The organism is Microbacterium sp. TPD7012 (genome assembly GCF_003075395.1).
Lineage (GTDB): Bacteria > Actinomycetota > Actinomycetes > Actinomycetales > Microbacteriaceae > Microbacterium.
In genome coordinates, this window is sequence record NZ_QDFV01000006.1 from 1 (window position 1) to 26,353 (window position 26,353).

At 70.2% G+C, this 26,353-nt stretch carries 25 protein-coding genes, 1 rRNA gene and 1 riboswitch; of the genes, 3 read left to right on the forward strand and 23 right to left on the reverse strand.

Annotated features, from left to right (window positions below):
* A 16S ribosomal RNA gene (locus tag DC434_RS15955) occupies window positions 1-363 on the reverse strand; the annotation flags it as partial.
* A 650-nt stretch (window positions 364-1,013) separates the two neighbouring features.
* Between DC434_RS15955 and DC434_RS15960 the strand changes: the two genes are divergently transcribed.
* Window positions 1,014-2,321 (forward strand): CoA transferase, encoded by a 1,308-nt coding sequence (locus DC434_RS15960; protein WP_243408973.1) that lies wholly within the window; start codon window positions 1,014-1,016, stop codon window positions 2,319-2,321.
* On the opposite strand, the gene DC434_RS15965 is transcribed toward DC434_RS15960, so the two are convergent.
* From DC434_RS15965 to DC434_RS15975, 3 genes are read right to left on the reverse strand one after another with little or no spacing between them, the layout of a single operon-like run.
* Window positions 2,306-3,100 carry a DUF4184 family protein gene (locus tag DC434_RS15965; protein ID WP_116636309.1) on the reverse strand — a complete coding sequence of 265 codons (795 nt, stop codon included), beginning with the start codon at window positions 3,098-3,100 and terminating at the stop codon, window positions 2,306-2,308. The genes DC434_RS15960 and DC434_RS15965 overlap by 16 nt on opposite strands.
* A 7-nt stretch (window positions 3,101-3,107) precedes the next feature.
* The gene (gene tyrS / locus DC434_RS15970; RefSeq protein WP_116636310.1) at window positions 3,108-4,409 is read right to left on the reverse strand and encodes a tyrosine--tRNA ligase; all 1,302 of its coding nucleotides are present in this window, start codon (window positions 4,407-4,409) and stop codon (window positions 3,108-3,110) included.
* Between the two features lie 40 nt (window positions 4,410-4,449).
* Window positions 4,450-5,403, reverse strand: a complete 954-nt coding sequence (locus tag DC434_RS15975; protein ID WP_116636311.1) for an aldo/keto reductase — start codon at window positions 5,401-5,403, stop codon at window positions 4,450-4,452.
* A gap of 54 nt (window positions 5,404-5,457) precedes the next feature.
* Here DC434_RS15975 and DC434_RS15980 point away from each other — a divergent pair, with 54 nt between their 5' ends.
* Window positions 5,458-5,817 (forward strand): MerR family transcriptional regulator, encoded by a 360-nt coding sequence (locus DC434_RS15980; RefSeq protein ID WP_116636312.1) that lies wholly within the window; start codon window positions 5,458-5,460, stop codon window positions 5,815-5,817.
* Between the two features lie 16 nt (window positions 5,818-5,833).
* Here DC434_RS15980 and DC434_RS15985 read toward each other — a convergent pair whose 3' ends face one another.
* Together DC434_RS15985 and DC434_RS15990 are read right to left on the reverse strand one after the other, a co-directional pair.
* Window positions 5,834-6,724: a hypothetical protein gene (locus tag DC434_RS15985; protein WP_116636313.1), complete on the reverse strand. Its 891-nt coding sequence runs from the start codon at window positions 6,722-6,724 to the stop codon at window positions 5,834-5,836.
* Window positions 6,721-7,365 (reverse strand): SatD family protein, encoded by a 645-nt coding sequence (locus tag DC434_RS15990; protein ID WP_116636314.1) that lies wholly within the window; start codon window positions 7,363-7,365, stop codon window positions 6,721-6,723. Before DC434_RS15990 ends, DC434_RS15985 begins: the two co-directional genes overlap by 4 nt.
* Before the next feature lie 59 nt (window positions 7,366-7,424).
* Here DC434_RS15990 and DC434_RS15995 point away from each other — a divergent pair, with 59 nt between their 5' ends.
* Complete coding sequence (locus DC434_RS15995; RefSeq protein WP_116636315.1) at window positions 7,425-8,009, forward strand: DUF1349 domain-containing protein; 585 nt, start codon at window positions 7,425-7,427, stop codon at window positions 8,007-8,009.
* A gap of 26 nt (window positions 8,010-8,035) precedes the next feature.
* Here DC434_RS15995 and argH read toward each other — a convergent pair whose 3' ends face one another.
* The 17 genes from argH to DC434_RS16080 form a co-directional block, all read right to left on the reverse strand.
* Entirely contained in the window at window positions 8,036-9,466 is a 1,431-nt protein-coding gene (gene argH, locus DC434_RS16000; RefSeq protein ID WP_116636316.1) for an argininosuccinate lyase, read from the reverse strand.
* A complete protein-coding gene (gene argF, locus DC434_RS16005) occupies window positions 9,466-10,395 on the reverse strand; it encodes an ornithine carbamoyltransferase (RefSeq protein WP_116636317.1) in 930 nt (309 codons plus the stop codon). The genes argH and argF overlap by 1 nt, the downstream gene beginning before the upstream one ends.
* Window positions 10,392-11,597, reverse strand: coding sequence for an acetylornithine transaminase (locus DC434_RS16010; RefSeq protein ID WP_116636318.1), 1,206 nt, complete (start codon window positions 11,595-11,597; stop codon window positions 10,392-10,394). Before DC434_RS16010 ends, argF begins: the two co-directional genes overlap by 4 nt.
* Window positions 11,594-12,511 (reverse strand): acetylglutamate kinase, encoded by a 918-nt coding sequence (argB, locus tag DC434_RS16015; protein ID WP_116636319.1) that lies wholly within the window; start codon window positions 12,509-12,511, stop codon window positions 11,594-11,596. The genes DC434_RS16010 and argB overlap by 4 nt, the downstream gene beginning before the upstream one ends.
* Window positions 12,508-13,665, reverse strand: coding sequence for a bifunctional glutamate N-acetyltransferase/amino-acid acetyltransferase ArgJ (argJ, locus tag DC434_RS16020; RefSeq protein WP_116636320.1), 1,158 nt, complete (start codon window positions 13,663-13,665; stop codon window positions 12,508-12,510). The genes argB and argJ overlap by 4 nt, the downstream gene beginning before the upstream one ends.
* Window positions 13,662-14,729: an N-acetyl-gamma-glutamyl-phosphate reductase gene (argC, locus tag DC434_RS16025; RefSeq protein ID WP_116636321.1), complete on the reverse strand. Its 1,068-nt coding sequence runs from the start codon at window positions 14,727-14,729 to the stop codon at window positions 13,662-13,664. The genes argJ and argC overlap by 4 nt, the downstream gene beginning before the upstream one ends.
* 271 nt (window positions 14,730-15,000) lie before the next feature.
* The gene (locus DC434_RS16030) at window positions 15,001-17,151 is read right to left on the reverse strand and encodes a bifunctional hydroxymethylpyrimidine kinase/phosphomethylpyrimidine kinase (RefSeq protein WP_116636322.1); all 2,151 of its coding nucleotides are present in this window, start codon (window positions 17,149-17,151) and stop codon (window positions 15,001-15,003) included.
* Window positions 17,148-17,996, reverse strand: coding sequence for a hydroxyethylthiazole kinase (gene thiM, locus DC434_RS16035; protein ID WP_116636323.1), 849 nt, complete (start codon window positions 17,994-17,996; stop codon window positions 17,148-17,150). The genes DC434_RS16030 and thiM overlap by 4 nt, the downstream gene beginning before the upstream one ends.
* A riboswitch (TPP riboswitch) is annotated at window positions 17,988-18,081 on the reverse strand. (Overlaps the previous gene by 9 nt.)
* Window positions 18,082-18,087: 6 nt before the next feature.
* Entirely contained in the window at window positions 18,088-19,056 is a 969-nt protein-coding gene (locus DC434_RS16040; RefSeq protein WP_116636324.1) for an NAD-dependent epimerase/dehydratase family protein, read from the reverse strand.
* 60 nt (window positions 19,057-19,116) lie between these two features.
* On the reverse strand, window positions 19,117-19,431 hold the full coding sequence (locus DC434_RS16045; RefSeq protein WP_116636325.1) for a type II toxin-antitoxin system PemK/MazF family toxin: 315 nt from the start codon (window positions 19,429-19,431) through the stop codon (window positions 19,117-19,119).
* A gap of 2 nt (window positions 19,432-19,433) precedes the next feature.
* Entirely contained in the window at window positions 19,434-19,667 is a 234-nt protein-coding gene (locus DC434_RS16050; protein WP_116636326.1) for a hypothetical protein, read from the reverse strand.
* A 46-nt stretch (window positions 19,668-19,713) separates the two neighbouring features.
* Entirely contained in the window at window positions 19,714-20,433 is a 720-nt protein-coding gene (locus DC434_RS16055; protein WP_116636327.1) for a DUF402 domain-containing protein, read from the reverse strand.
* Window positions 20,434-20,479: 46 nt separating this feature from the next.
* Window positions 20,480-23,002 (reverse strand): phenylalanine--tRNA ligase subunit beta, encoded by a 2,523-nt coding sequence (pheT, locus tag DC434_RS16060; protein WP_116636328.1) that lies wholly within the window; start codon window positions 23,000-23,002, stop codon window positions 20,480-20,482.
* Window positions 23,002-24,042 (reverse strand): phenylalanine--tRNA ligase subunit alpha, encoded by a 1,041-nt coding sequence (gene pheS / locus DC434_RS16065; RefSeq protein ID WP_116636329.1) that lies wholly within the window; start codon window positions 24,040-24,042, stop codon window positions 23,002-23,004. Before pheS ends, pheT begins: the two co-directional genes overlap by 1 nt.
* Window positions 24,043-24,093: 51 nt before the next feature.
* Window positions 24,094-24,669: a hypothetical protein gene (locus DC434_RS16070; protein WP_116636330.1), complete on the reverse strand. Its 576-nt coding sequence runs from the start codon at window positions 24,667-24,669 to the stop codon at window positions 24,094-24,096.
* 105 nt (window positions 24,670-24,774) lie between these two features.
* Window positions 24,775-25,707 (reverse strand): amino acid ABC transporter permease, encoded by a 933-nt coding sequence (locus DC434_RS16075; protein ID WP_116636331.1) that lies wholly within the window; start codon window positions 25,705-25,707, stop codon window positions 24,775-24,777.
* Window positions 25,704-26,351 (reverse strand): amino acid ABC transporter permease, encoded by a 648-nt coding sequence (locus DC434_RS16080; protein ID WP_116636332.1) that lies wholly within the window; start codon window positions 26,349-26,351, stop codon window positions 25,704-25,706. Before DC434_RS16080 ends, DC434_RS16075 begins: the two co-directional genes overlap by 4 nt.
* Between the last annotated feature and the right edge of the window lie 2 nt (window positions 26,352-26,353).

Here is a 26,353-nt window from a genome sequence, read left to right on the forward strand (position 1 = left end):
ATTCCCCACTGCTGCCTCCCGTAGGAGTCTGGGCCGTGTCTCAGTCCCAGTGTGGCCGGTCACCCTCTCAGGCCGGCTACCCGTCGACGCCTTGGTGAGCCATTACCTCACCAACAAGCTGATAGGCCGCGAGCCCATCCCCAACCGAAATTCTTTCCAGACGCAGACCATGCGGTCACGTCACATATCCAGTATTAGACGCCGTTTCCAGCGCTTATCCCAGAGTCAGGGGCAGGTTGCTCACGTGTTACTCACCCGTTCGCCACTGATCCCACAGAGCAAGCTCCGTGTTCACCGTTCGACTTGCATGTGTTAAGCACGCCGCCAGCGTTCATCCTGAGCCAGGATCAAACTCTCCGTAAAAAAGAAATGCATACCCCATCGGGAAAACGATGACGCAGCGAGTTTGATGCTGACCAAAGAGACAAATTCATTGCTGACTTCATCCGAATGCCAACCCCCAAAAGGGGCTGGTCTTTGATCCAAAGGAATTCTCACCCAGCCGAAAAACGACTGAACGAGGATAATTTGGCATTTGACAAGTGCACGCTGTTGAGTTCTCAAGGATCGGATGCTCCCACGACCCAGCCATCACAGCCAGGCCCGAAGGGCAACTTCTCTATCTTAGCCATCCCGACTCGCTTGTCAAATCAGCGCGCGGCGCGGATCGAAGATCCGCTGCGCAGCCGATTCCAGCTGCAGAAGGGGTGGACCTCCCATCCTAGACGCAAGCGTCTGATCTCTCAAGAGAGAGGATCGGGAGTGGTTCTCCGCTTGAGGGGGGTGAAGCTCTGGGCTTCTCCGCTTCCCTGTGGGGCGAACAAGTAATAAGTTACGTGGATTCCGGGGTTCTGGCAAATCGAGGCGGTACGCCCGGGCGTGTCGTCCGTCGTCCTCCGGCGGTTTGCCCGGATCAGGGCGGTTTTCCGTCTGCGGAGACGCCAGGAGTACGATCGCGCCATGCTCATCCCGTCCGTCCGCAGTGCCCGCCGATGCTCCGACGAGGACGCCGGATGAGTGCCGGCCTCGCCCTCCTCTCCCGTGTCTGGACCGAGCTCGGCGGCGACCCCCGCATCCTCGGCGAGCTCGCCTCGGGCGCCGGCGAAGTCCCGCTCCCTTCTCGAGTCGCCACCGGCGACCTCGCCTGGGCGAGCGTCGGTCTGGCGACGCTCGCGGCAGGCCGGCATCCGTCGGCGATGGATCCGGCCCGCATCGCCATGGCGTACCGGAGCGATCGTGTCCTGACGATCGACGGCACCGCTCCCCCGGTCTGGGCCGCGCTCTCCGGGTTCTGGCGGACAGCAGACGGATGGATCCGCACCCACGGGAACTACCCCCATCACGCCACCGGCCTGCGCGCGGGGCTCCGGCTCGGCAGCACAGCCGACGCCGCCGACGTGCGCGATGCCCTCGCCGGACGGACATCCGCGGAGGCCATCGAGTCGATCAGCACCGCAGGCGGCCTCGCCGTCGCGGTGTCGGACGAGGATCCGGCCGCCGATGCGCGGCTCCGGCAGACGGCGCTCCTCGACATCCGTCCGATCGGCACCGCAGACCCTCGGCGCGACGTCCTCTCCGGATCGTCGTCGCATCCGCTCACCGGCATCCGCGTCCTCGATCTCACGCGGGTGATCGCCGGCCCGGTCTGCACCCGCACGCTCGCGCTGCTCGGCGCCGACCTGCTGCGCGTCGACCCGCCGGGGCTGCCTGAGCCGGAGTGGCAGCACCTGGACACCGGCCACGGGAAGCGCTCGACCCTGCTGGACGCGCGCTCCGCGCGATTCGAGGAGCTACTCGCCGGCGCGGACGTGGTGGTTCTCGGATACCGGCCCGCCGCACTCGCCCGCCTCGGACTCGATCCGCCGTCACTCGCGCGGCGGCATCCCGGACTGATCGTCGCCCAGCTCAGCGCCTGGGGCATGGATCACCCGCAGCGGGCGGGCTTCGACAGCCTCGTGCAGGCCGAGTCGGGGATCGCGCTCATCGAATCTCCCGACGGAGAGCGACCCGGAGCACTCCCCGCTCAGGCGCTCGACCACAGTGCAGGGTATCTGCTGGCCGCCGCGGTCACGATGCTGCTGCGCCGCCGCGCCCGCGAAGGCGGCTCGTGGTGGGTGCAGACCTCGTTGAGACGCGTCGCCGCCGAGCTTCTCGGCATGCCTCGCCGTGCCGAGCCGGACGACGAGGTCGCGCTCGACCCGGCGCCGCACGTCGCGCGGTTCCCCGTCGGCGACACCGAGCTGGTGACGGCGCGGCCCGCGCTCCCGGGCTTCGAGTTCGCGGCGCCTCACCCCTGGGGAGCGGATCAGCCCCGCTGGTGAGATCGTCGACCCACCGACAGGACAATGCACAGCACCAGGGTGACGGCGCCCCACAGCGCGCACGCCGGCGGAAGCACCCGATACGCGAGGTGCTGCACGGTGAACTCCGCGTCGAGCGGCCCGAGAACGGCCAGGCCCACGACCCATGCCGCGACCAGGACCACCGGCAGCGACAGCCACCACGTCACGCGGACACCGTGCGGCAGCCGCTGCGAGAACTCCGGACGCGGATCCTGGCGACGCAGCCAGAGCAGTCCCCACACGCCGATGATCACGAGTCCGAGCACGCTCGACCCGTGCTGCAGCCACTTGAATCCGGTGAGCGGGCCCCACATCTCGTCGAGGGCCGGGAGCGCCTGCACGCCCCATCGCCCCTCGTGCGTGAACAGGTCCCAGACGATGTGCGAGAGCACTCCGAGGATGAGCGAGACGCCGAGCAGCAGCGGATAGACGCGCTTCTCCCCCACGCCCACCGCTCGTCCGGCCGCCTCGACGGCACCGACGTTCCACTCCTCGGGCAGCCGTCGCGCGAGCCACCGCGGAGCGAGCTCCGGCACGGCGGGACGCAGCACGGCGCGCCACACGAGGAACAGCACGAAGGCCACGACCGCCGTCCACACGACGTTCGCGAAGGTGTGGGTGAACGAGTAGTCCAGCCCGATGCCGCGCACGAACAGCGGGAGATCAGGGGTCATCGCACCGATCGCGATCGCCGCCGGCACCAGCGGCGTGCGGATGAACGGCAGCGCGACGACCGCGTGGCTCGGCGTGAACGGCATCCGCTGCTCAGCCGATGAAGACGCCCGCGAGGGTCTTCTTGCCGCGGCGGAGCACGGAGACTCCCCCGGGGAGAGAACCCTGGACCGTGGCCGCCTCGTCTTCGACGCGTTCACCGTCGAGCGAGACACCGCCCTGGGCGATCGCGCGCCGGGCCTCGCCCAGGCTCGTCACGAGCTCGGTCGCGACCAGGGCTTCGACCACCGGCGTGCCGGCGGCCACCGTCGCGTTCGGGAGTTCTTCGAGCGCGGTGCGCAGCGTCGATGCATCCAGTGCGGTCAGGTCGCCCTGCCCGAACAGCGCCTCGGATGCCGCGATCACGGCGGCGGTCGCATCGATCCCGTGCACCGTGGCGACGACCTCGAGGGCGAGACGCTTCTGCGCGGCACGGCGGAACGGCTCCGTCTCGACCAGCGCGGCGTACTCATCGATCTCGGCGCGGCTGAGGAAGGTGAACACCTTCAGCCGCTCGATCACGTCGGCGTCGGCCGTGCTCAACCAGAACTGGTACATCCGGTACGGGCTGCACATCTCGGCGTCGAGCCAGATCGCGTTGCCCTCGCTCTTGCCGAACTTCGTGCCGTCGCTGTTCGTGATCAGCGGCGTGCCGATCGCGTGGGCGGACACGCCTTCCGCACGACGGATGAGGTCGGTGCCGCTCGTGAGGTTGCCCCACTGGTCCGAGCCGCCGGTCTGCAGCACGCAGTCGTACTGGCGGTACAGCTCGAGGTAGTCCATGCCCTGCAGGATCTGGTAGCTGAACTCGGTGTAGCTGATGCCCTCGTCGGACGCGAGGCGCGCAGCGACGGCATCCTTCTTCAGCATCGTGCCGACGCGGTAGTGCTTGCCGATCTCGCGCAGGAAGTCGATCGCCGACATCGGCGCCGTCCAGTCGAGGTTGTTCACCATGCGCGCGGCATTGTCGCCGTCGAAGCTGAGGTACCGCTCCACCTGCGTGCGCAGCCTGTCGACCCACTCGGCGACGGTCTCGCGCGTGTTCAACGTGCGCTCCGCCGTGGGCCGCGGGTCGCCGATGAGACCGGTGGACCCGCCCACGAGTCCCAGCGGCTTGTGACCCGCCAGCTGGAGGCGCCGCATCGTCAGCAGCTGCACGAGGTTCCCGAGGTGCAGGCTCGGCGCCGTCGGATCGAACCCGCAGTAATACGTGATCGGGTCTCCCGCGAGAAGGGCGCGGAGCGCCTCCTGGTCGGTGGACACGTGGACGAGCCCGCGCCACAGCAGTTCGTCCCACACGTTCTCGAACGTGGGGTCGATCGCCGGAGTCGCGGTCGTCAGAGCGGGAGTTGACACGCGCTCCAGGCTATCAGCGCGCGCACTCCCGCTCCGCGCATCACACGGCCGCGTCGAGACGGGAGCGCTCGTCCTCCGTCAGGATCACGGATGCCGCATCAATCGCCGTGTCCAGCTGCGAGAGCCTGCTCCCGCCGAGGATGGGACGGATGCCGCGGGCCAGCTGCCACGCCAGCACGACCTGCCCGCGCTCGAGACCGCGATCCGCCGCGATCTCGGTGAGCACCCGCAGGCGCCGATCGCTCCCGGGGTGGTCGTACTCCTCGGGGACGGGCTTCGCGTCGTTGTCGTAGGCGCCGGAGAGCAGCGGCGTGTAGGCCCAGGTCTCCAGTCCGTTCTCGACCGCGTAGTCGTGCTGCTCGTCGCTCATCACACCGAAACGATGGATGACGCCGGGCGGGCGCGTGCCGGGACGAACCCGCAGGTAGGTGCTGTTGAGCTGGAAGGCGTCGATCGGGATGCTGCCGATCGTGCGGGCGTGCGCCCTGGCGCGCTCGATGCGCCAGGCGGGGTGGTTGGAGGCGCCGACGCGGCGCACGATGCCGTCGCCGGTGAGGACGGCCAGGCCGTCGACCGTCTCCTCGATCGGAACGGCACGGTCCTCCTGGTGCAGCCAGAGCAGATCGATCGTGTCGATGCCGAGGCGATCGAGGCTGCCACTCACGGCGTCGTGGATCGCGCGCGGCGAGAGACCGGCGCGGTGCTCGGGCCAGGATCCCGGCCACAGCGGTTCCGCACCGACCTTCGTCGAGAGGCGGATCCGGTCGCGCACGCCGGGCCGCGCGGCGAACCATCGGCCGAGCACCGCCTCGGATGCACCGCCGTGCCCGCTCTCACTGGCCCAGAAGCTGTAGCAGTCGGCGGTGTCGATCCACACGCCGCCGCGCTCGACGAAGCGGTCGAGCAGCGCGAAGGAGGTGTCCTCGTCGACGAGGGTGCCGAACGACATCGCACCGAGGACGATCGGGGAGACAGGGGTGTCGAGATGTGTCATGAGCCCACTGTGCAACCTGGAGCGCACTCCAGGTCAAGCTCTAGGATCGAGCGCATGACGACGTACACACCCGCGGAGACCGCGGCCCGTTCCGGGTTCAGCATCGACACTCTGCGGTACTACGAGCGCGAGGGAATCCTTCCCGGAGTCCGACGCACCTCCGGCGGACACCGGGCGTACACGGATGTCGAGCTCGGGCTGCTCGAGTTCCTCAAGTGCCTGCGCGAGACCGGGATGCCGGTGGAGCGGCTGCGTCGCTACGGCCAGCTGTGTCAGAGGGACGACACCGTCCCGGAGCGGATCGCACTGCTCGAAGAGCACGCCGAGACCGTGGAGCGTCAGCTCGCGGAGGTGCTGGCGCAGCAGCAGCGCCTTGCCGAGAAGCTCGCCTGGTACCGCACGCAGCTCGGCTGATCCTCGGCCGGCGCGGTCAGCTGTGGGCCGCCCACCAGACCAGGAAGGCCGCGCTCAACGCGATCACCCAGCTGACGAGGCTGCCGACGAGGAAGTACTCGGCGCGGGCGCCGGTCTCGCCGTCGCGGGAGATCTCCGGGAAGCGGACGATGCCCTTCGCCGCGAGCATCGCAGCGAGGACCGGGTAGGCCGCCGCAAGGGTGAGGATCATCACGATCGTGCGCTCCAGCGGGCCGATCAGGCGACCGCCCTTGAAGCCGCCGCGACCGTCGGCGGGCATGGTCGTGGCCGCGACTGCCGGCGTCGCGGGGGCGGCATCGGGCTCGAGGACGGCGGCTTCGGGCGCGGCAAGTTCGGATGCGACAGGCTCGGAAGCGACAGGCTCGGATGCGACAGGCTCGGATGCGACAGGCTCGGATGCGACAGGCTCGGAAGCGGCAGGCTCGGGCGCGGACTGCTCCGCCTCGGCGGGTCGCCAGGTGTGCTCGCCGTCGAGCGCCGCCCGCACCACGAGGTTCGCGGACTCCAGCAGGAAGACGCCCGCGCCGAGGACGAGCATCGCGAGATCGAACGAGACATCGCCGAAGGGCGAGCGCAGGCTCCAGACAGCGCCGATGAGTCCGGCATCCGCCCGCGCGCCGAGCGACACGACAGCGCCGACGCTCAGGACGCCGAGAAGGACGGCCGGCCAGAAGCCCAGCGGAGCCCGCCGTTCGTCAGGCATGGACCAGACCCAGAGCGCACCCACCACGAGGGCGGCGATCATCGGCAGCAGCGCATCGCTGACGCTGCCGAGGAGCAGGAGCAGCACGGCCACGGTCAGGTACCCGATCCAGCGTCGCGGAGCGAACTGGCGGACGAGGTCGACGGCGCCGACGGCGAGGAGGACGAATCCGGCGATGATCATGCGGACCCTCCTCGCAGGACGGAGACTCCCTCGAGGAGCGCCGCGGCCCCTGCGCTGCGCAGCGACTTCGAGACGCTCGGCTGCGAGATGCCCTCTTCTTCGGCGAGCTCATGCTGCGACCTGCCGATCAGGCGGCCGTAGGTCAGGCGGCGTTCGCGTTCGCTCATCGCGCCGACCAGCTCGTCGCGTACGAGCAGGTAGGCGTTCGACGCCGCGATCGTGCTCTCCATGACCTCATCCTGCCCCGGGGCTCCGACAATCCAGGTGCGCGCGCGCGGGATGGCGCGTCCTTCGCGGGCGTGCACGGTGTCGATCGCCGCTCGCGCGGCGTACCACCCCGGGCCGTCGGCCAGCTCGCCGTGCACGGATTCGACGGCGGACACCTCCCCCACCCCGATGCCGAAGCGGAAGCCGATCCCGTCGGGCAGCCGCAGCTGGATCATCAGCAGCGAGATCAGGGCCTCGCCGAGGTCGCGATAGACGCCCTGCTGCTCGTCGCCCACCGTGGGCGTGAGCGGCTGAGCGGCGAGCGGGAGGTCGGCTTCGACCCGCGCGATCGTCTCGTCCAGCACCTGCTGGGCGGCGGTGCGATCGTCGAGCTTGCGAGAGCCCACGATGTCGGCGAGTACGGCGATGACCATGCCATAACCATACCACGCATAACTTCACTTTATGCCTTCAATGGCTATATATTGAGAACATGCCTGAATCGCACATCATCCCGTGGAACGCCGGAACCTGGACCACCGCCCCGCAGACAGCGATCGAGACCGACGAGCTCGAGGTCACCGCCGTCGAGGGCAGCGACGCCTGGCGGCACACCGCCTACGGCTTCGTCCACGACACCGAGCATGCTCTCCTCGCCCCCTTGGGCGTGGGAGAGGCGATGGAGGTCGCCTTCCGCGCGCCGTGGGACGGGCAGTTCGATCAGGCCGGCATCTTCGTCCGGATCGACGCCGAGCACTGGATGAAAGCCGGTGTCGAGTACGCCGACGACCACCTGGGACTCGGCGCGGTCGTCACGGCGGGCGGCTCGGACTGGTCGGTCGGCCATGTCGACGAATGGCTCGAGAGCGAGATCACGGTGCGAGTGAGCCGGTGGGCGGATGCCCTGATCGTCCGCGCTCGCGCCGACGACGGCCCGTGGCGACTCGTGCGGGTCGCTCCGTTCGACGGCGCGGCCACGGCATCCGCCGGTCCCCTCCTCGCCTCCCCGACCCGTGCCGGTTTCACCGTGCGGTTCACCCGCTGGACCCGTTCCGAGGCCGACACCGACCTGCACTGAACGGGCGTGCGCTGACGCGGCGTCGGCTACAGACCGAGGGCGTGAGCCGCGGCCTGCGCCCGGGCGACGAGTTCCGCGCGCTGCTCGGTCACCCGTACCGGAGCGGTGCCGCCGGCACCGGTCCGCGACGCCACGGAGCCCTCGATCGTGAGGACCTCGCGCACTGCCGGGACCAGATGCGGCGAGACCGACAGCAGCAGCTCGTCTGACGCGTCCTCGAGACCGATCCCCTGCTCTTCGCACGCGCGCACGAGCGCGCCGGAGATCTCATGGGCGTCACGGAACGGGACCCGCTGCTTCACGAGCCACTCGGCCACATCGGTCGCGAGCGAGAAGCCCTGCGGTGCGAGCTCCGCCATCCGCTCGGTGTCGAAGCGCAGCGTCGCGATCATGCCCGCGAAGGCCGGGAGCAGCACCTCGAGGGTCTGCACCGAGTCGAACACCGGCTCCTTGTCCTCCTGCAGGTCGCGGTTGTACGCGAGCGGCAATCCCTTCAAGGTCGCCAGCAGGCCGGACAGGTTGCCGATGAGCCGACCGGACTTGCCGCGTGCGAGCTCGGCGATGTCGGGGTTCTTCTTCTGCGGCATGATGCTGGAGCCGGTCGAATAGCCGTCGTCGAGCGTGACGAAACCGAACTCGCGGGTGTTCCAGAGGATGATCTCCTCCGCCAGGCGGGAGATGTCGACTCCGGTCATGGCGGTGATGAAGGCGAACTCCGCCACGACGTCGCGTGCCGCGGTGCCGTCGAGCGAGTTCTCGGCCGGGCGGTCGAGCCCGAGCTCGGTCGCCACGAGCGCCGGGTCGAGACCGAGCGTGGAGCCGGCCAGCGCTCCCCCGCCGTAGGGCGAGACCCCGGCGCGACGACGCCAGTCGACGAGCCGTTCGAGCTCGCGCACCAGCGGCCAGCCGTGCGCCTGGAGGTGATGGGCGAGCAGCACGGGCTGCGCATGCTGCAGGTGCGTGCGTCCGGGGAGGATCGCGTCGGGGTGCGCCTCGGCCTGCGCGACGAGCGCATCGATGACCCGCAGGATGTCGCGGGCGATCACCCGCGCGTGATCGATCAGGTACATGCGCACGAGGGTCGCGATCTGGTCGTTGCGGCTGCGGCCCGCCCGGAGCCGTCCGCCGAGCTCGGGGCCGAGCTCCACGATGAGCGCCTGCTCGAGCGCGCCGTGCACGTCCTCGTCCGTCGGCACCGGGAGCAGCGTGCCGTCCGCGACCCTGCGGGCCACGGCATCGAGCCCGGCGTGCATCCGCTCGGCCTCGTCGGGCTCGAGATATCCGGCGGCGGCGAGCGCCGTCGCGTGCGCGTGCGAGCCGGCGATGTCGTAGGGCGCGAGGATCCAGTCGAAGTGCGTCGAGCGGCTGAGCTCCACCAGCTCGGGCGACGGGCCCGTCGCGAACCGGGCGCCCCAGAGTGCTCCCTCGTTGGTGCCTTCGTGCGTCGAGTCGGTCATCACGCGTCCTTCTTGCCGAGCAGCCAGACCAGCAGGGCCTTCTGCGCGTGCAGGCGGTTCTCGGCTTCGTCCCACACGACGCTCTGCGGTCCGTCGATCACGGTCGAGTCGACCTCGTAGCCGCGGTCGGCCGGGAGGCAGTGGATGAAGATCGCCTCGGAGTCGGCGAGCTCCATCGTCTCCGGCGTCACCTTGTAGCCGCCGAGATCGCGGATGCGCGCGATCTTCTCCTCTTCCTTGCCCATGGACACCCACGTGTCGGTGACCACGACGTCGGCGCCCGCGGCGGCCTCGACCGGGTCGGTGTAGAGCGCGATCGATCCTCCGGTCTCCGCGGCACGGCGGTCCGCCGCCTCGATCACGTCGGCACGCGGCGCGTAGTCGGCCGGGGAGGCGATGCGCACGTGCATGCCGGCGGTGACGCAGGCCAGCGCGTAGGAGTGCGCCATGTTGCTCTGCCCGTCGCCGAAGAACGTGAGGGTGAGGCCCTTGAGCTCTCCCTTGTGCTCGCGGATCGTGAGCAGGTCCGCCAGCAGCTGGCAGGGGTGGAAGTCGTCCGAGAGCGCGTTGATCACGGGGACACGCGTGCCCTCCGCCATCTCCTCGAGCCCGGCCTGCGCATAGGTGCGCCACACGATCGCCGCGACCTGCCGCTCGAGCACGCGCGCCGTGTCGGACGGCGTCTCCTTGCCGCCCAGCTGGCTGTTCGCCGTCGAGATGATGAGCGGCGAGCCGCCGAGGTCCGCGATGCCCACCGCGAACGACACCCGGGTGCGGGTCGAGGACTTGTCGAAGATCACGGCGACGGTCTGCGGACCGGCCAGGCTCTTGTCGGCCCAGCGGTCCTTCTTCAGCTCGATGGCGAGATCGAGGATCTCCGCCTGCTCGGCGGGCGTGAGGTCGTCGTCACGCAGCAGGTGGCGGGTCATGCGGGAACCTTTCCAGAGACGGATGCCGAGACATCGGCGAGAGCAGCGGCGAACAGCTCGCGGAACTCGGCGAGCTCGTCGTCGCCGATCGTGAGGGCGGGTGCGATGCGCACGGTCTCGGGGTTCGCGGCGTTCACGATGAGGCCGCGCTCCTGCGCCGCGGCGACGACGTCGCCGGCGACCGGTGCGCTCAGCGCGACACCGATCAGGAGGCCGCGGCCGCGCACGGCGGAGATCAGCGGCGAGTCGAGGCCGAGGATCAGCTCGCGCAGCTCCTCCCCGCGGCGTGCGGCGTTCTCGACGAGTCCGGCGCGCTCGATCTCGGTCAGCACCGCATCGGCCACCGCGGTCGCGAGCGGGTTGCCGCCGAAGGTGGAACCGTGGGACCCGGGCGTGAACAGATCGCTGGCCGCACCGTAGGTGACCAGGGCGCCGATCGGGAAGCCGCCGCCGATGCCCTTCGCCAGGGTGATCGCGTCGGGGGTGATCCCCTCGTGGCTGAACCCGAACCAGGCGCCGGTGCGTCCGGCCCCGGTCTGGATCTCGTCCACGATCAGCAGGGCGCCGTGCGCCAGCGTCAGCGAGCGTGCGGCGGCCAGGTAGCCCTCCGGCAGCTCGACCACACCGGCCTCGCCCTGGATGGGCTCGACGATGACCGCGGCGACGCGGTCATCCATGGCCGCCTCGAGCGCTTCGATCGTCGCGGGGATGTGCTCGACCCCGCCCGGCATCGGCTCGAACGGGGCGCGCATCGACGCCTTCGCCGTCATGGCGAGCGACCCCATCGTGCGGCCGTGGAAGCCGTTCTCGAGGGCGATGATCCGCGGACGTTCGGCGCCGCCGTGCAGGCGGGCGAGCTTGAACGCCGCCTCGTTCGCCTCGGCCCCGGAGTTCGAGAAGTACACCCGTCCGTCGATGCCCGCGCCGGCGAGACGCTTGAGGCGGGCGGCGAGTGCCAGCTGCGGCGGGGTCGCGAAGTAGTTCGACACGTGTGCGAGCGTCGCGGCCTGCTTCGAGATGGCCTCGACGAACACGGGGTGCGCGTGGCCGAGCGAGGTCACGGCGATGCCGGCCAGGAAGTCCAGATAGCGTCGGTCATCGGCATCCCACAGGTACGAGCCCTCACCCCTGGTGAGCAGAGCAAGCCGGGCTCCGGCGTTCTGCACGAGATCGCGCGCCACATCGTCCTGCCAGACGGTCATGCCGTCACCTCCGTCTTTCCCAGAACCACTTCGGTTCCGATTCCCTTGCTGGTGAAGAGCTCGACGAGCACCGAGTGCGGCACCCGTCCGTCGATGATGGCCGCTGCGTCGACGCCCCCCTCGACGGCGTCGAGACAGGCGCGCATCTTGGGGATCATCCCGGACTCGAGCGTCGGCAGCATCCGGATGAGATCCTCCGATGTCAGATGCGACACGAGCGAGTCCCGATTGGGCCAGTCCGCGTAGAGCCCCGGGACGTCGGTCAGCACGACGAGCTTGCGGGCCTTGAGGGCGACGGCGAGTGCCGCCGCCGCGGCATCCGCGTTGACGTTGAGCGACTGGCCGGGGTGATCGAGATCCGGGGCGATGCTCGAGACCACCGGCACGCGACCCGCCGCGAGGTGGTCGAGCACGGGAGTCGGGTCGACCTCGACGACGTCGCCGACGCGGCCGAGATCGACCTCGAGCCCGTCGATGACCACGCCGCGGCGGCGTCCGCCGAAGAGTCCGGCATCCTCACCGCTGAGTCCGGTCGCGATGGGTCCGTGCGAGTTGATCTTCGAGACCAGCTGCGGGTTCACCTGACCGGTGAGCACCATCCGCACGACGCTGATCGCCTCGGTATTGGTGACGCGGTAGCCGCCCTTGAACTCGCTGGGGATCTCGAGCCGCTGCAGCATGTCGGAGATCTGGGGACCGCCGCCGTGCACGACCACCGGCTGCACGCCGACGTTGCGGAGATAGGCGATGTCCTGCGCGAAGGCATCCTGCAGCTCGTCCGACACCATGGCGTTGCCGCCGTACTTGATGACGACGATCTGGTCGCGGAACTTCTTCAGCCACGGCAGCGACTCGATGAGGGTCGTCGCCTTCTGCGCGGCGACCTCGGCGGGGGTGTCCTGGATGTCGGTCATGAGGCGTAGGCGCTGTTCTCGTGCACGTAGTCGTGGGTGAGGTCGTTGGTGAGGATCGTCGCCGTCGCGTCGCCCGACTTCAGGTCGATGATCAGGTGCGTGGCGCGCGGGGTCAGGTCGACCTCCTCGCGGGGGCGGTCGGGGCCCCCCTCGCTGCACACCCGGACGCCGTTCATCCACACGTCGACGTCGTACGGATCGAACTGCGCACTGGTGGTGCCGATCGCCGCCAGCACGCGACCCCAGTTGGGGTCGTTGCCGAAGATCGCCGCCTTGAAGAGGTTGTTGCGGGCGACGGAGCGGCCGACCTCGACGGCCTCCTGCTCGGATGCCGCGTGCTGCACCTCGATCGTGATGTCGTGGCTCGCGCCCTCGGCGTCGCCCTGCAGCTTCACCGCGAGCTGCTGGGAGAGCTCGGTCAGCGCGGCGGCGAAGTCGTCGAGGTCGGGGACGATCCCCGAGGCGCCGTTGGCGAGCAGCGTCACCTGATCATTGGTCGACATGCAGCCGTCCGAGTCGAGCCGATCGAAGGTCTGCCCGGTCGCACGGCGGAGGGCCGCGTCGGCGTCGAGCGGCTCGACGACCGCGTCGGTCGTGATCACCACGAGCATCGTGGCGAGCCCGGGCGCCAGCATGCCTGCGCCCTTCGCCATTCCGCCGATCGTCCAGCCGTCCCGGGAGACGACCGCCGTCTTCGACACGGAGTCGGTGGTCATGATCGCCTCGGCAGCTGCCTGTCCCCCGTCGGCGCTGAGCTCGGCGATCGCCTGCGCGGTGCCGTCGAGCACCTTGCCGCGGAACACCTCGTCGCCGACGCCGATCAGGCCGGTGGAGCAGATCAGGACGTCGCCGGCGCTGACGCCGAGGAGCTCGGCGGCCTTCTCGGCGGTCTGATGCGTGGTCTGGAATCCGAAGGCGCCGGTGAAGCAGTTCGCACCGCCGGAGTTGAGCACGACCGCCTCGACGACGCGGTCGGCGACCGCCTGCTGCGACCAGATGATCGGGTTGGCCTTGGCGCGGTTGCTCGTGAACACCGCGGCTCCGACCTTGCGCGGTCCGCGGTTGACGACGACGGCGACGTCGGGCTTGCCGGTGGACTTGAGCCCTGCGGCGACACCGGCCGCCTCGAATCCTGCGGGGGCGGTGACGCTCACGGCGCGACTCCGTTCACTGAGAGGGCGCGGCCTTCGGGGAGGCCGAGCGCGAGGTTCATGGACTGGATGGCGGCGCCCGCCGTGCCCTTGACGAGGTTGTCGACCGCGGTGACGACCGTGACTCGGTTCGCGGCACGGTCGATCGCGAGGCCGATCAGGGCGGTGTTGGCCCCGAGCACGTCGGCGGTGCGCGGGAAGCGTCCCTCCGGGAGGAGCTGCACGAAGGTCTCGCCGGCGTAGGCGCTCTCCCACGCGTCGCGGATCTGCGCGTCGGAGGCTCCTTCGACGATCGGTGCGGTGGAGGTGGCGAGGATTCCGCGGGACATCGGCACCAGCACCGGGGTGAACGAGATGCGGACGTCGCCGCCCTGGGTTCCTGAGCCTGTCGAGGGGATCGCCGCGGCGAGCGCCTGCCGGATCTCGGGGATGTGCCGGTGCGTGCCCCCGACCGCGTAGGGGTTGGCGGTGCCGAGGATCTCACTGGCGAGCAGATTGCTCTTGAGGCTCTTGCCCGCGCCCGAGGGGCCGACCGCGAGGACCGAGACGATGTCGGACGGGTCGATGACCCCGGCGGCGATACCCGGCGCGAGGCTGAGGCTCACCGTGGACGCGTTGCACCCCGGCGCCGCGATACGGCTCGCTCCGCGGAGGTGCTCGCGCTGCTTCACGCCGTCGACGAGGAGTTCCGGCACGCCGTAGGTCCAGGCGTCGTGGAACGTGCCGCCGTAGAAGGCGTCCCACGCGGACGGCGACGTGAGCCGGTGGTCGGCACCGGCGTCGATCACGAGCGGCACGTCGCCGAGCGCATCCGTGTACTGGCCGGACTGCCCGTGCGGCAGCGCGAGGAACACGATGTCGTGACCGGCGAGGATCTGCGGCGTCGTGTCCTGAAGGGTGAGGTGGGCCAGCGAGCGCAGGTGCGGCTGATGGTCGATGAGCGGCTGGCCGGCGTTCGAGTGAGCCGTCACTGTGCGGATCTCGATGTCGGGATGATCGGCCAGGAGGCGCAGAATCTCGCCGCCTGCGTAGCCGGATGCGCCGGAGACGGCGACGGTATACGTCATGCTTCTACCTTAACGGTCGGGCCCTCGAGGAATCGGGGACCATGGTCGGGGCCGGAGCGGCGACACCGGCACTCGACCGCCGCGCGTGCGCAGGCAGGAATCCGGGGTCGCCTAGAGTCGGCGGCCGCCGCGGCGTCGGCGCACGACGATGACGCCCGTGACACCCTTCGTCTCGCTGCGCTCGCTCAGGAACCGCGTAGCGGGAGCGAGGACGGCCGAAGGCATGTCGCGACAGTAGCGCGGGCGGCGCGGCATCCGCAAATCCGCGCCGTCACACGACCGGATGCACCTCCGTCGGCGCGGCGAAGAAGGCGAGTTCGTGCGCACTCGACGTCTCGAACGCTCGGAGCATCCGCGCCCTCGTCGCAGGCTCCGCCGCCGCAGCCGCGGCGGCCACGACCTCGATCGCTCGACGCGTCGCGTCTTCGAAGGCGGGGTCGGCATACGTCGCGAGCCAGGATGCGTACGGATGCCGCGGGTCGCGCGCGTGCGCACCGAATTCCCCCGCGTGCAGCCGCTGCCCGAGGTCGGTGTAGAGCCAGAAGCACGGGAGGAGCGCGGCGATGAGCTCGCGGTAGTCGCCGCCGAAGGCGACCGAGCGCAGATGGTCGAGGTAGGCGATCGTCGCGGGTGCGGGTTCGGCGGTGAAGGTCGCCGCCCCCACGCCCTGCGACGGCGACAGCCATGCGGCGTGCAGCTCGAGCTCGCCGACGATCGAGCCGTGCGCGGAGTTCGCCCAGAACGCCTGCTCCACGGAGGTGGGCGCGAGCCGTGCCGCCTCGGCGAGCACGCGCGCGTAGTCCCGCAGGTAGAGGGCGTCCTGCGCCAGGTAGAACAGGAACGGCTCGCGCGCGAGTGTCCCGTCCGCGAGTGCGCGGATGAACGGCAGCTCGTCGATCGCCGCACGGGTGTCGGCGATCTGCCGCCACCAGTCCGCCTCGATCTCCGCGGCCGCCGGTCGGGTCTCCAGACCGCCGCGGATCCAGAGGCCGGCGAAGTGGCTGATCGGCCCCTGCCCTCGCCCGACGCGCAGCGACTCCCCTTCGCGCAGCGACTCGCGGAGCCAGGCGCGCGCGCCGGCCACGGCCGTGGTCGCATCCTCTCCCTGCGCGAGCCGGGTGGCGAGCGCCGATGACAGGGAGCACCCGGTGCCGTGCGTGTTCCGGGTGGCGATCCGCGGGCCGGTGAACTCCTCCCGGAGCCGTCGCCGCGCGTCGATCAGCGCATCCGGCGCCTCTTCCCCTGGCAGATGCCCGCCCTTCACGAGCACCATCGCGCCGACCTCGGACGACAGCTCCTCGGCTGCGGCGAGTGCGTCCGGCCAGTCGGCGGGCACGCGGCCGACCAGCACGGCGAGCTCCGCGAGGTTCGGCGTGATGAGGTGGGCGTGACGGAGAAGCCGATGCAGCTCGCCCTCCGCCTCGGGATCGAGCAGACGGTCTCCCGAGGTCGCGACCATCACGGGGTCGAGGACGACGATGGGCGGCCGCGCGGCGTCGAGCCAGGTTCCCACGGTGCGGATGACCTCGGCGTCGGCCAGCATCCCGATCTTGACCGCATCGATCGTGACATCGTCCGACAGCGCCTCCAGCTGAGCCCGCAGGAAGTCCGTCGGCGGCACGTGCACGCCGCGGACGCCCTCGGTGTTCTGGGCCGTCAGGGCCGTGATCGCGGCCATGCCGTAGCCGCCGTTCGCGGCGATCGACTTCAGATCGGCCTGGATCCCCGCACCCCCCGACGGGTCGCTGCCGGCGATGCTGAGGATGCGCGGGGCCGTGCCGGATCGCCAGCGCCGTCGGAACTCCGCGGCGACCCGGCCGGGGTCGTCAGCCGCGCACAGCGCCGACACGACGGCGAGGCCGGCCGCGCCCGCCTCTCGCAGCGCCTCGGTGTCGTCGATCCCGACGCCCCCGATCGCCACGCATGGGAGGGGGCTCGCCTCCGCGAAGGCACGGAAGCCGTCGATACCGAGAGCTGGCGGGTGGTCGGGTTTCGTGAGGGTGGGGCGGATGACGCCGACGCCGAGGTGATCGACGGTGCCGGGCGGCAGCGCGCGCACGGCATCCAGGTGCGCGGCGCTGTTCGCCGTCAGGCCGATGAGCGCATCGGGTCCGAGCGCCTCGCGGGCCCGGAGGACGGAGGCGTCGCCCTGCCCCAGGTGCACCCCATCCACCCGGGCTCCGCGTTCGCGCGCCGCGAGGGCGGCGTCGAGGCGGTCGTTCACGACGAGGCGCGCGCGCCCGGCGATCACGTGCGAGAGTTCGACCAGCTGCTCGACGATCTCGGCATCGGTCGCCGACTTGTCGCGCAGCTGCACGATGCGCACGCCTCCGTCGACCGCCTGACGCACCGTCTCGACGACTCCCCGCGGACCGCAGAGCTCGGGATCGGTGACGAGGTAGAGCGAGAGATCGGCGTTCACAGGACACCGCTCTCGACACGGGCGCCGGCGGTGAGGTCCGCGGGATCCACCGCGGCGAGCGCGTCGAGCAGCGCGACGGCGAAGCTGCCCGGCCCCGTCGACCGGAGCGCGGCCTGCTCCGCCGCGATGGTGTAGACGAGGCTCGCCGAGGCGACGGCGGTGAGCGCATCGACGCCTGCGGGCCTGGCCGCTCCGAGGAACGCGGCCATCACCGCGCCGAGTGCGCAGCCGCCGCCGGTGACTCTCGTGAGCAGTTCATCGCCGTTCGCGATGCGCAGCACACGCTGCCCGTCGGTGATCAGGTCGACGGGGCCGGAGACGGCCACCACGCTCCCGAAGCGCGTGGCGAGCGACACGGCCGCGTCGGCCGCGGCATCCGTGGTGTCCGTCGCATCCACGCCGCGTCCACCCGCGCTGAGACCCGCGAGCGCGAGGATCTCCGAGGCGTTGCCGCGGATCGCGGTGGGGCGCTGCGCGACCAGTTGGTGTGCGAGCGCGGTGCGCACCGGCAACGCGCCGATCGCGACCGGGTCGAGCACCCAGGGTGTTCCTGCGACGACGGCGCCCGTGACCGCCTCGACGCTCGCCGCGCGCTGTTCGGGCGTCGGAGTGCCGAGGTTCACCAGCAGACCGGAGGCCACGCCGGCGAACATGCCGGCTTCGTCGACGATGTCGACCATGGCGGGAGCCGCCCCCACGGCGAGCAGCACGTTCGCCGTGAAGCCGGTGACGACGGCGTTCGTGATGCAGTGCGTCAGCGGCGGAGCCTCGCGCAGCACCCCCAGCAGTGTCCCGGCCGAAGCCGCGAGATCGATGGTGGAATCAGGACGCAGACGATCGCTCATGGGCGACATCCCTTCGCTAGTACGAACTAGATCAGGTTCGACGGGTCTGTTCTCAGCCGCGGATGCGGCACCCCGTGTCACTGCTCGAAGTCTAGCGACCGAGCTCGGCCCGCAGCGCGCGCTCCTCCGCCCTGGTGAGTCCGGCACGGCGGACGCGGTCGATCCCGCGAGCCCGCTCGTCGGCGACGACATCGGCGATCGTCTCGACGAGCGGCCGGAGCGACCCGCCGGTCGCGTGGAATCGCGCGTTCGACCGCGTCATGAATCCGGTCATCTCCGCGGGGAGCCAGAGCGGCAGCGAGCGCTCCCCCATCCAGTACTCGACGCCCTGCCCGACGAGCCAGTCCTCGGTCGCGACGACCGTGTCTCCCGTATGCCCCGCGGCGGTACAAACAGCGTCCAGCACCTCGGCCAGCGGATGCACGTCCCCGATCGTGTTGACCGGGCCGGTCGCCGACGTCGTGACCACATAGTCGGCGAGGTCGTCGACATCGATCACCTGCGTCGCGCGGCCGTCCGTCGGCGGGAGCAGCACGGGCTCCGCACCGGCACGGATGAAGGCCGCCGCCCAGTATCCGAACCGGTCGCTCGGGTCTCCCTCGCCGACGATGAGGCCGGGCCGCGCGATGAGCGCGCGCGGCCCGAGCGTCGCGACGGCGTCCTCCGCCGCGGCCTTCTGTGCGCCGTACTCGTACTCGTCGCCGCGCTGAGCGGGCGGATGCCGCGGCGCGGATTCGTCGGCCCCGGCGGTCTCGTCGTCGGAGTACACCGACATCGACGAGACGTACGTCCAGCGTGCGGCGCGATCGCCGAGCGCGTTCACCGCACCGGCGACATGCGCGGCCTGCGAGGAGATGTCGACCACCTGATCCCAGTCCCGTGCGGCGAGGGCTGCGTAGACCACGGGATCATCGCGATCACCCCGTACGAGCGCCGCACCATCCGGCGCAGCCCTCTCACCACGCGCGAGGCAGGTCACCGCCGCACCGGCATCCAGCCATCGTCGGGCGATGCGCCCCGAGAGCCAGCCCGTCCCACCCAGGATCAGCACGTCCGTCATGGGTCCATGTCACCAGCATCCGGCTCCGGTGGGAAGGTGTCTCCGCTCAGAGCAGGCAGGTCAGCGAGGCAGGGAGAAGTCGAGATCGAAGGCGAGCATCACGGCCGTGGCCAACTGCGTCTCCTGCTTCTCGGAGAGGTAGCCGATCGTGCGTCCCAGCGCAGAGACGGGAATCGTGAGGACGTTGTCGATCGATACCGCGCATTCGTGATCGAGACCGTTGGCAGGCCCCAACGGCACTTCGCTGCTCAGGCCCTTCACCGTGGAGGTGATCGGCGCCACCGTGACCTTCGTCATCGCCGGGCGAGCCGCGTCTCTCGTGAGGATCACCACCGGACGGGTCTTGTCGAGCCGCGCCAGACAGATCTCGCGCACCGTCAACGCTCGATCGCGATGTGACCGATGGTCCAGTCCACGAGCGAGTCGAGGTCGTCGCCCGCACCTCGTGTGTTCAGGATCTCTACGTCATGCTCGGCTGCCCGCCGTCGGAGTTCGCGGGCGATCGCCACGGAGACCAGCGCCGTGCGGCTGGGAGCCGCTCCGGCGGAGACCAAGGCGTCGAGTTCTGCGACCATCTCGTCGGACAGCCTGAGGGCGATCTGCGTGCTCATACGGCTACTCTACTGCGAATGCATCCCACTTTGGGATGCACGGGATTCAGGCCTTGCGGCGCAGCTCCCCGAGCCCGGCCAGCTCCGGGGTCGTCCACGCCGGATCCGGCCGCCAACGGCGCCACTCGGCGTCGAAGGGCCAGTCACCTGCCTCGAACGAGGCGATCGCCGCATCCGCGTGGCGTTCGATCTGCGCGGCCTGCTCGGGGCTGAGCCGCCCCTGTTCGATCGCCGCCGCCAGTTCGTCCTCGTCCTTGAGGTGGATCATGCCGTCGGGGTCGATCTCGACGTCGAGGATGTGATCCGACGAGTAGGTGTCGTGATCGGTGCGCAGATGCGCGTTCTCGAGGTTCACATACCACCCGGCGAACGTCCACTCCGACCCGGTCGTCTCGCTCCAGAACAGCCACACCGACCACGGGAGCCCGGCCGGAGCGATGCGCAGCACGCCGTTGCCCCACCACTCCTCCACGATGCGCGTGCGCTCCTCCAGCCAGCGGCGCTCGAGCGGCACGGTGCGTACACGCTGCCCGTCGGGCGCTCCCTGCGACTCCTGCAGCGTTCCCGGCGCGAGCCACGCGACCAGACCGTGCTCGTCGTCGCGCACCACGCGCATCGGCGAGATCGTCGACGGCTCCCCCGGCTGCCACCCGGGCTTGCGGTAATGCCAGTCGATCTGCGCGCCCGGGGGAAGGAAGGGCCCTTCGCCGAGCGGTCGCGCGCCGTCGGGGACGGCGGCCGGAGTGCCCTGGGGGAGGATGCTCATCCCGCCACGGTACTCCGGCCCCGCCACCGTCCGGCGGAACCTGCGCTCAGTCGCGCAGCGCGGCGCCGAAGCGCTCGGCGGCGACCGCGACTCCCGCGAGCTTGGCCTCGGTGGCCTCGGCCGCGGTGAGCGTGCGGTCGTCGGCGCGGAAGCGCAGCGCGAAGGTCAGACTCTTCGATCCCTCGGGCACGCCCTCACCGCGGTAGTCGTCGACGAGTCGCACCGATTCGAGCAGGGCGCCCGCTCCCTCGACCAGCGCCGCGCGAACGTCGCCGGCGGGAACATCCGCGGCGACGGTGAGCGAGACGTCCTGCGTGGCAGCGGTGAAGGTCGAGAGCGACTCCGCGACGATGCGTCCGCCCGCGAGCGCGAGGACGCGATCGAGGTCGAGTTCGAGCACGGTCGCACGACCGGGCAGGTCAGCGTCCTCCGCCACGGCGGGATGCAGCTCACCCACGTAGCCGACGTCCTCTCCGCCGACGCGGAGAGCGCCCGTGCGACCCGGATGCAGCGCCGCGCGCTCGGACTGGACGACGTCGATGTCGACGCCCGCAGCGGCGGCGATCACGCGCACCGCGTCCAGCGCCTCGGCGAGTCCGGCGAGCTCGGCGGCCCGTCCTGGCTGACGCGGTGAGACGTTGCCGGTCAGGAGGGCCGCGACGTGCCGATGCTGCGGAGGGATCGAGGCGTTCAGCTCTGCGAGCTTCTCATCGGACGGACGGGCACCCAGCGGCGGCACGTCGTCGGTGCCGTACTCCACACCGGGCTCGGGGAGGAACACGACACCGGTCTCGAAGATCGCCAGGTCGGTGAGCCCGCGCGCGATGTTGCGGTGCGCGGTCTGCAGCAGGCCGGGGATGAGGGAACGGCGCAGGTACGGCGCCTGGCCGTCGAGCGCGTTCGCCAGGCGGATGCTCGGGAGGTGCTCCCCCGATGCCGACCCGTGGAGGTCGTTCTGCGCTTCGGTCGTGAACGGGAATGCCGGCGTCTCGACGAGACCGGCGGCGGCCAGCGCGTCGGCCACGCGACGCCGGCCCTGCTGGTGAGCCGTGAGTCCGCGACCCGACGGCGGCGTGGGCAGCACCGACGGGATGCGGTCGAGTCCGTGGATGCGGGCCACTTCCTCGGCGAGCGTCCACTTGTCGGTGAGGTCGGGCCGCCAGGTGGGCGGGATGACCGTCCAGCCGGCCCCCTCGGTCCCTGAGCCCGTCGAAGGGGACACTTCCGCGCCGATCGTGGTCAACGCGCCGGTGATCTCGGCATCCGTGTAGTCGACGCCGATCAGGCCCTGCACGAAACCGGCGGGAAGCTCGATCTCCGAGACGAAGACCTCGGTGAACAGCGCGCCGCCCTCTTCCGTGAGCGTGCCACCGGCGAGATCGACCATGAGGTCGGCGACGCGGCGGGCCGCTACGAACGGGACGAGCGGGTCGACGCCGCGCTCGAAGCGCTTGGACGCCTCGCTGGGCAGCTTGTGACGGCGGGCCGAGCGCGCGATGGTCGTCGGGTCGAAGATCGCGGCCTCGATGAGCACGTTGCGCGTGGTCTCGCTCATCTCGGTCGTGCCGCCGCCCATGACGCCGGCGAGGCCGATCGGACCGGAGTCGTCGGTGATGAGGAGGTCTTCGACGTGCAGGGCGCGCTCGACGCCGTCGAGGGTCTTCATCTTCTCCCCCGGCGTCGCGCGGCGGACGGTGATGCCTCCGGCGAGCTTGTCGAGGTCATAGCCGTGCAGCGGCTGCCCGAGCTCGAGCATCACGTAGTTGGTGATGTCGATCAGCACGCCGAGCGAGCGCATGCCCGCGAGGCTGAGCCGCGCGATCATCCACGGCGGTGTCGGACGCGAAGGATCGACGCCGCGCACGACGCGCGTGACGAACTCGCTCGCACCGACGCGGCCGCGCACCGGCGCCTGGTCGTCGACGACGGCCGTGTGTCCGGCGCCGGGCTGGAGCTCGGCGAAGTCGCGCTCGGCCGGGTCGCGGAAGTCCGCACCGGTCGCGTGCGAGTACTCGCGAGCCACGCCGCGCAGCGAGAACGCGTAGCCGCGGTCGGGCGTGACGTTGATCTCGACGGCGACGTCGTCGAGTCCGAGCAGCGCGATCGCGTCGGTGCCGACGGGTGCGTCGATGCCGAGATCCGAGAGCACCACGATGCCGTTGTGCTCGTCGCCCAGTCCGAGTTCGCGCGCCGAGGCGATCATCCCGTCCGAGACATGGCCGTAGGTCTTGCGCGCCGCGATCGGGAACGGACCGGGCAGCACGGCACCGGGAAGCGTGACCACGACCTTGTCGCCGGCGACGAAGTTGTGCGCGCCGCAGACGATCCCACGGACGCCGCCCTGCGCCTCGCCCACGTCGACCTGGCACCAGTTGATCGTCTTGCCGTTCGACTGCGGCTCGGCCTCGAGCGAGACGACCTGTCCGACGACGACGGGGCCCGAGATCTCGAACCGGTGCACGTCCTCCTCTTCGAAGCCGACGGTCACCAGCGCCGCGAGGACATCCTCGGGCGTGGCATCCGCTGCCAGATCGACGTACTCACGCAACCACGAAAGCGGGACGCGCATCACACCACCATCCCGTACTGCTCGCTGAAACGGACATCACCCTCGGCCATGTCGCGCATGTCCTGCACATCGCTGCGGAACATCAGTCCCCGCTCGATGCCCATGCCGAACGCGAAGCCGCTGTACACCTCGGGGTCGATCCCCGCCGCACGCAGCACGTTCGGGTTGACCATGCCACAGCCGCCCCACTCGATCCAGCGCGCGCCGCCCTTGAAGGTCGGGTGCCACAGGTCGAGCTCGGCGGACGGCTCGGTGAAGGGGAAGTAGTTGGTGCGGAAGCGCATCTTGGCCTCGGGCCCGAAGAGCTGCTTCGCGAAGTGGTCGAGCGTGCCCTTGAGGTGCGCCATCGTGATGCCCTTGTCGATCACGAGACCCTCGAACTGCGTGAACACCGGCAGGTGCGTGGCGTCGAACTCGTCGGTGCGGTAGACCCGGCCGGGGCACAGCACGTAGATCGGCACCTCGCGGTCGAGCATCGATCGCACCTGCACCGGGCTCGTGTGCGTGCGCATGACGAGGTGACGCGAGGTCGGGTCGACGTAGAAGGTGTCCTGCTCCTGACGGGCGGGGTGGTCCACGTCGAAGTTCAGGGCATCGAAGTTGAACCACTCGTGCTCGAGCTCCGGGCCCTCCGCGATCTCCCACCCCATGCCGACGAAGATGTCGGAGACCTGGTCCTGGAGCAGCGTGAGCGGATGCCGTGCGCCGACACGCGTGCGCGAGGGGACGGCGGTGATGTCGACCCGCTCCGCCTCGAGGCGCGCGGCGACCTCGGCGGCCGCGAGCTCGGACTCCTTGGCCGCGAGGGCCTGCGTCACCTGACCGCGGCCCTGGCCGACGAGCTTGCCGAACGCGGCCTTGTTCTCGGGGGCGACCTGGCGCATCGAGGCGTTGAGGACGGCGAGCGGCGAGCCCTCCGCCACATGGGCCGCGCGGGCGGCCTTCAGCTCGGCGGTGTCGGCGGCTGCGGCGATCGCGGCAAGCGCCGCCGCGACGGCTGCTTCGACCGCTTCCGGGGTGATTTCAGGAGACTCAGACACGAGAGACGAGTCTACCGGGGGTCGCGCGGCGGTCTCTCACCGGTGGCGCTGTCAGAGCGGGCCGAACATCGGCACCGCTGTGCCGGCGATCCAGGTGAGGCGCTCGGCCTCCAGCGCGGCCGCGAGTCGCGGGTCGCGGAGCGCCTGCCGACGCAGCGTCGCCCTCCCCCGGCCGAGGATCGCGGCCGGGACGACGAACCCGGAGACGAGCAGCAGGGCGAAGGCACCGTCGAGCACGAGGAGCGGCATCGGATCGGCGCCCGACATCATCGCAGGGACGAGGAAGACGTTGAAGACGAGGAAGATGCTCAGCGCGGCGATGGCACCGCCGCGCAGGTCCCCCGCACCACGAGTCGTGTAGGACTTCCCCGGTCTCGGGATCCAGTCGCGTTCGCGCCGCAGGAACAGCGCGGCGGCGGCGACGACGAGGACGCCGGCGATCACCCACGGCACCGATGCGGACGGCGCCACGCCGAGGGCGAGAATGCCGATCCCGACGATCGTCGACGATGCGCCGAGCGACACGAAGGCCCCCCACATGCCGCGGCGCATCGCCCGCGCCGCGGCGATCTCACGCAACCGGGTGCGCGACTCGACGCCGTATCGCTCAGCGAGTTCCGGATCCAACCACTCCGAGAGGGTCCGGCTGCTCGCAGGAGGATGAGTCGGGACCGGTTCGACGTGCACGAGGTCAAGCCTGCCAGACGGGACGTCTCGTGCACGCCTTCGGGCTCAGACGCCGCCTGAGCTGTTGCCGGGGTGGAATCTACCCGCGCCGCCCTGCATGGCGATGAGCTCGGTGTCCGTGCCTCCGCCGTGGAGACGCGGATCGTCCCCGCCGCCCACCGGCGTGCCGCCCTGCAGCCGCGGCGAACGACGAGTGCGGATCTCCAGCCACTTCGCGACGCCGGAGAGGATCAGGCACATGATGATGTAGATGCCGCCGATCACGAAGGCCGACTGCAGGACCGGTCGGCCCTGCTGAGACGTGAGCTGCTTCGCGAAGTAGAGCAGCTCGGGGTAGGTGATGATGAACCCGAGCGCCGTGTCCTTGAGGGTCACGACCAGCTGGGCGACGATGACCGGGAGCATCGCCCTGATCGCCTGCGGCATGAGGATCAGCCGCATGACGCCGCTCTTGCGCAGGCCGATCGCGTAGCCGGCCTCGCTCTGACCGCGCGGCAGCGATTCCACACCGGCGCGGAGGACCTCGGCCAGCACGGAGCCGTTGTAGACCATGAGCGCGAGGACCACAGCCCAGTACGGCTCCATCTTGATGCCGAGCACGGGCAGGCCGTAGTAGAGCAGCATCATGAAGACGAGCACCGGAACCGCGCGGAAGAACTCGGTGACGACGGTCACCGGGACGCGGATCCAGGCGTGGTCGGAGAGCCGACCGATCGCCAGGACGAAACCGAGGATGATCGCGAGGATGCCGGCCAGCGCGAAGGCGGCGAGGGTGCGGCCCAGGGCTCCGAAGATCTGCGTCCAGACGGCGCTGAACGTGAACACGTACCAGCGTGAGGCGTCGAACTGGCCGCTCTCGTAGAAGCGGTAGCCGATGAAGGCGAGCAGCGCGAGCACCACCACGACGGTGCCGACACCGATCAGGCGGTTCCGCAGGATCGCCCGGGGACCGGGGACGTCGTACAGGACGGAAGTCATCGCGCGATCCTCCACTTGTTCTCGAGATAGCGCTGAAGCCAGCTGAGCAGCATGACCAGGGCGACGAAGATGAGGGCGACCCAGAGCAGCACGACGAGCGCGTTCTCCCCGCGCTCGCTGAGGTAGGAGCGGATGGCTCCGAGTTCGACCACCGAGAATCCGGCGGCGACCGTGGTGTTCTTCAGGAGAGCGATGAAGACGCTCATCATGGGCGGGACGACCGAGCGGAAGGCCTGCGGCAGGATGACGAGCGACATCACCTGGCCGAACGGCAGGCCGATGGCGCGAGCTGCTTCGGCCTGGCCGACCGGAACGGTGTTGATGCCCGCGCGGATCACCTCGGCGACGTACGTCGCCGTGTAGATGCCGATCGCGAGGATGCCGAGCACCGTGGTGCTCAGCTTCGGCAGCCCGAGCTGGGGGTAGCCGAAGATGAAGAAGAAGAAGACGAGGGTCAGCGGGGTGTTGCGGATGAGGTTCACGTACACCGTGCCGACAGCGCGGGCGATCGGCACGGGCGCGACGCGCGCCGCTCCGACGATGATCCCGAGGACGAGTGCGAGCACACCGCCGCCGAAGAAGATCAGCAGCGTGTTGCGCACCGCTGTTCCCCAGAGATCGAGGTTTCCGAAGATGACGTCCACGC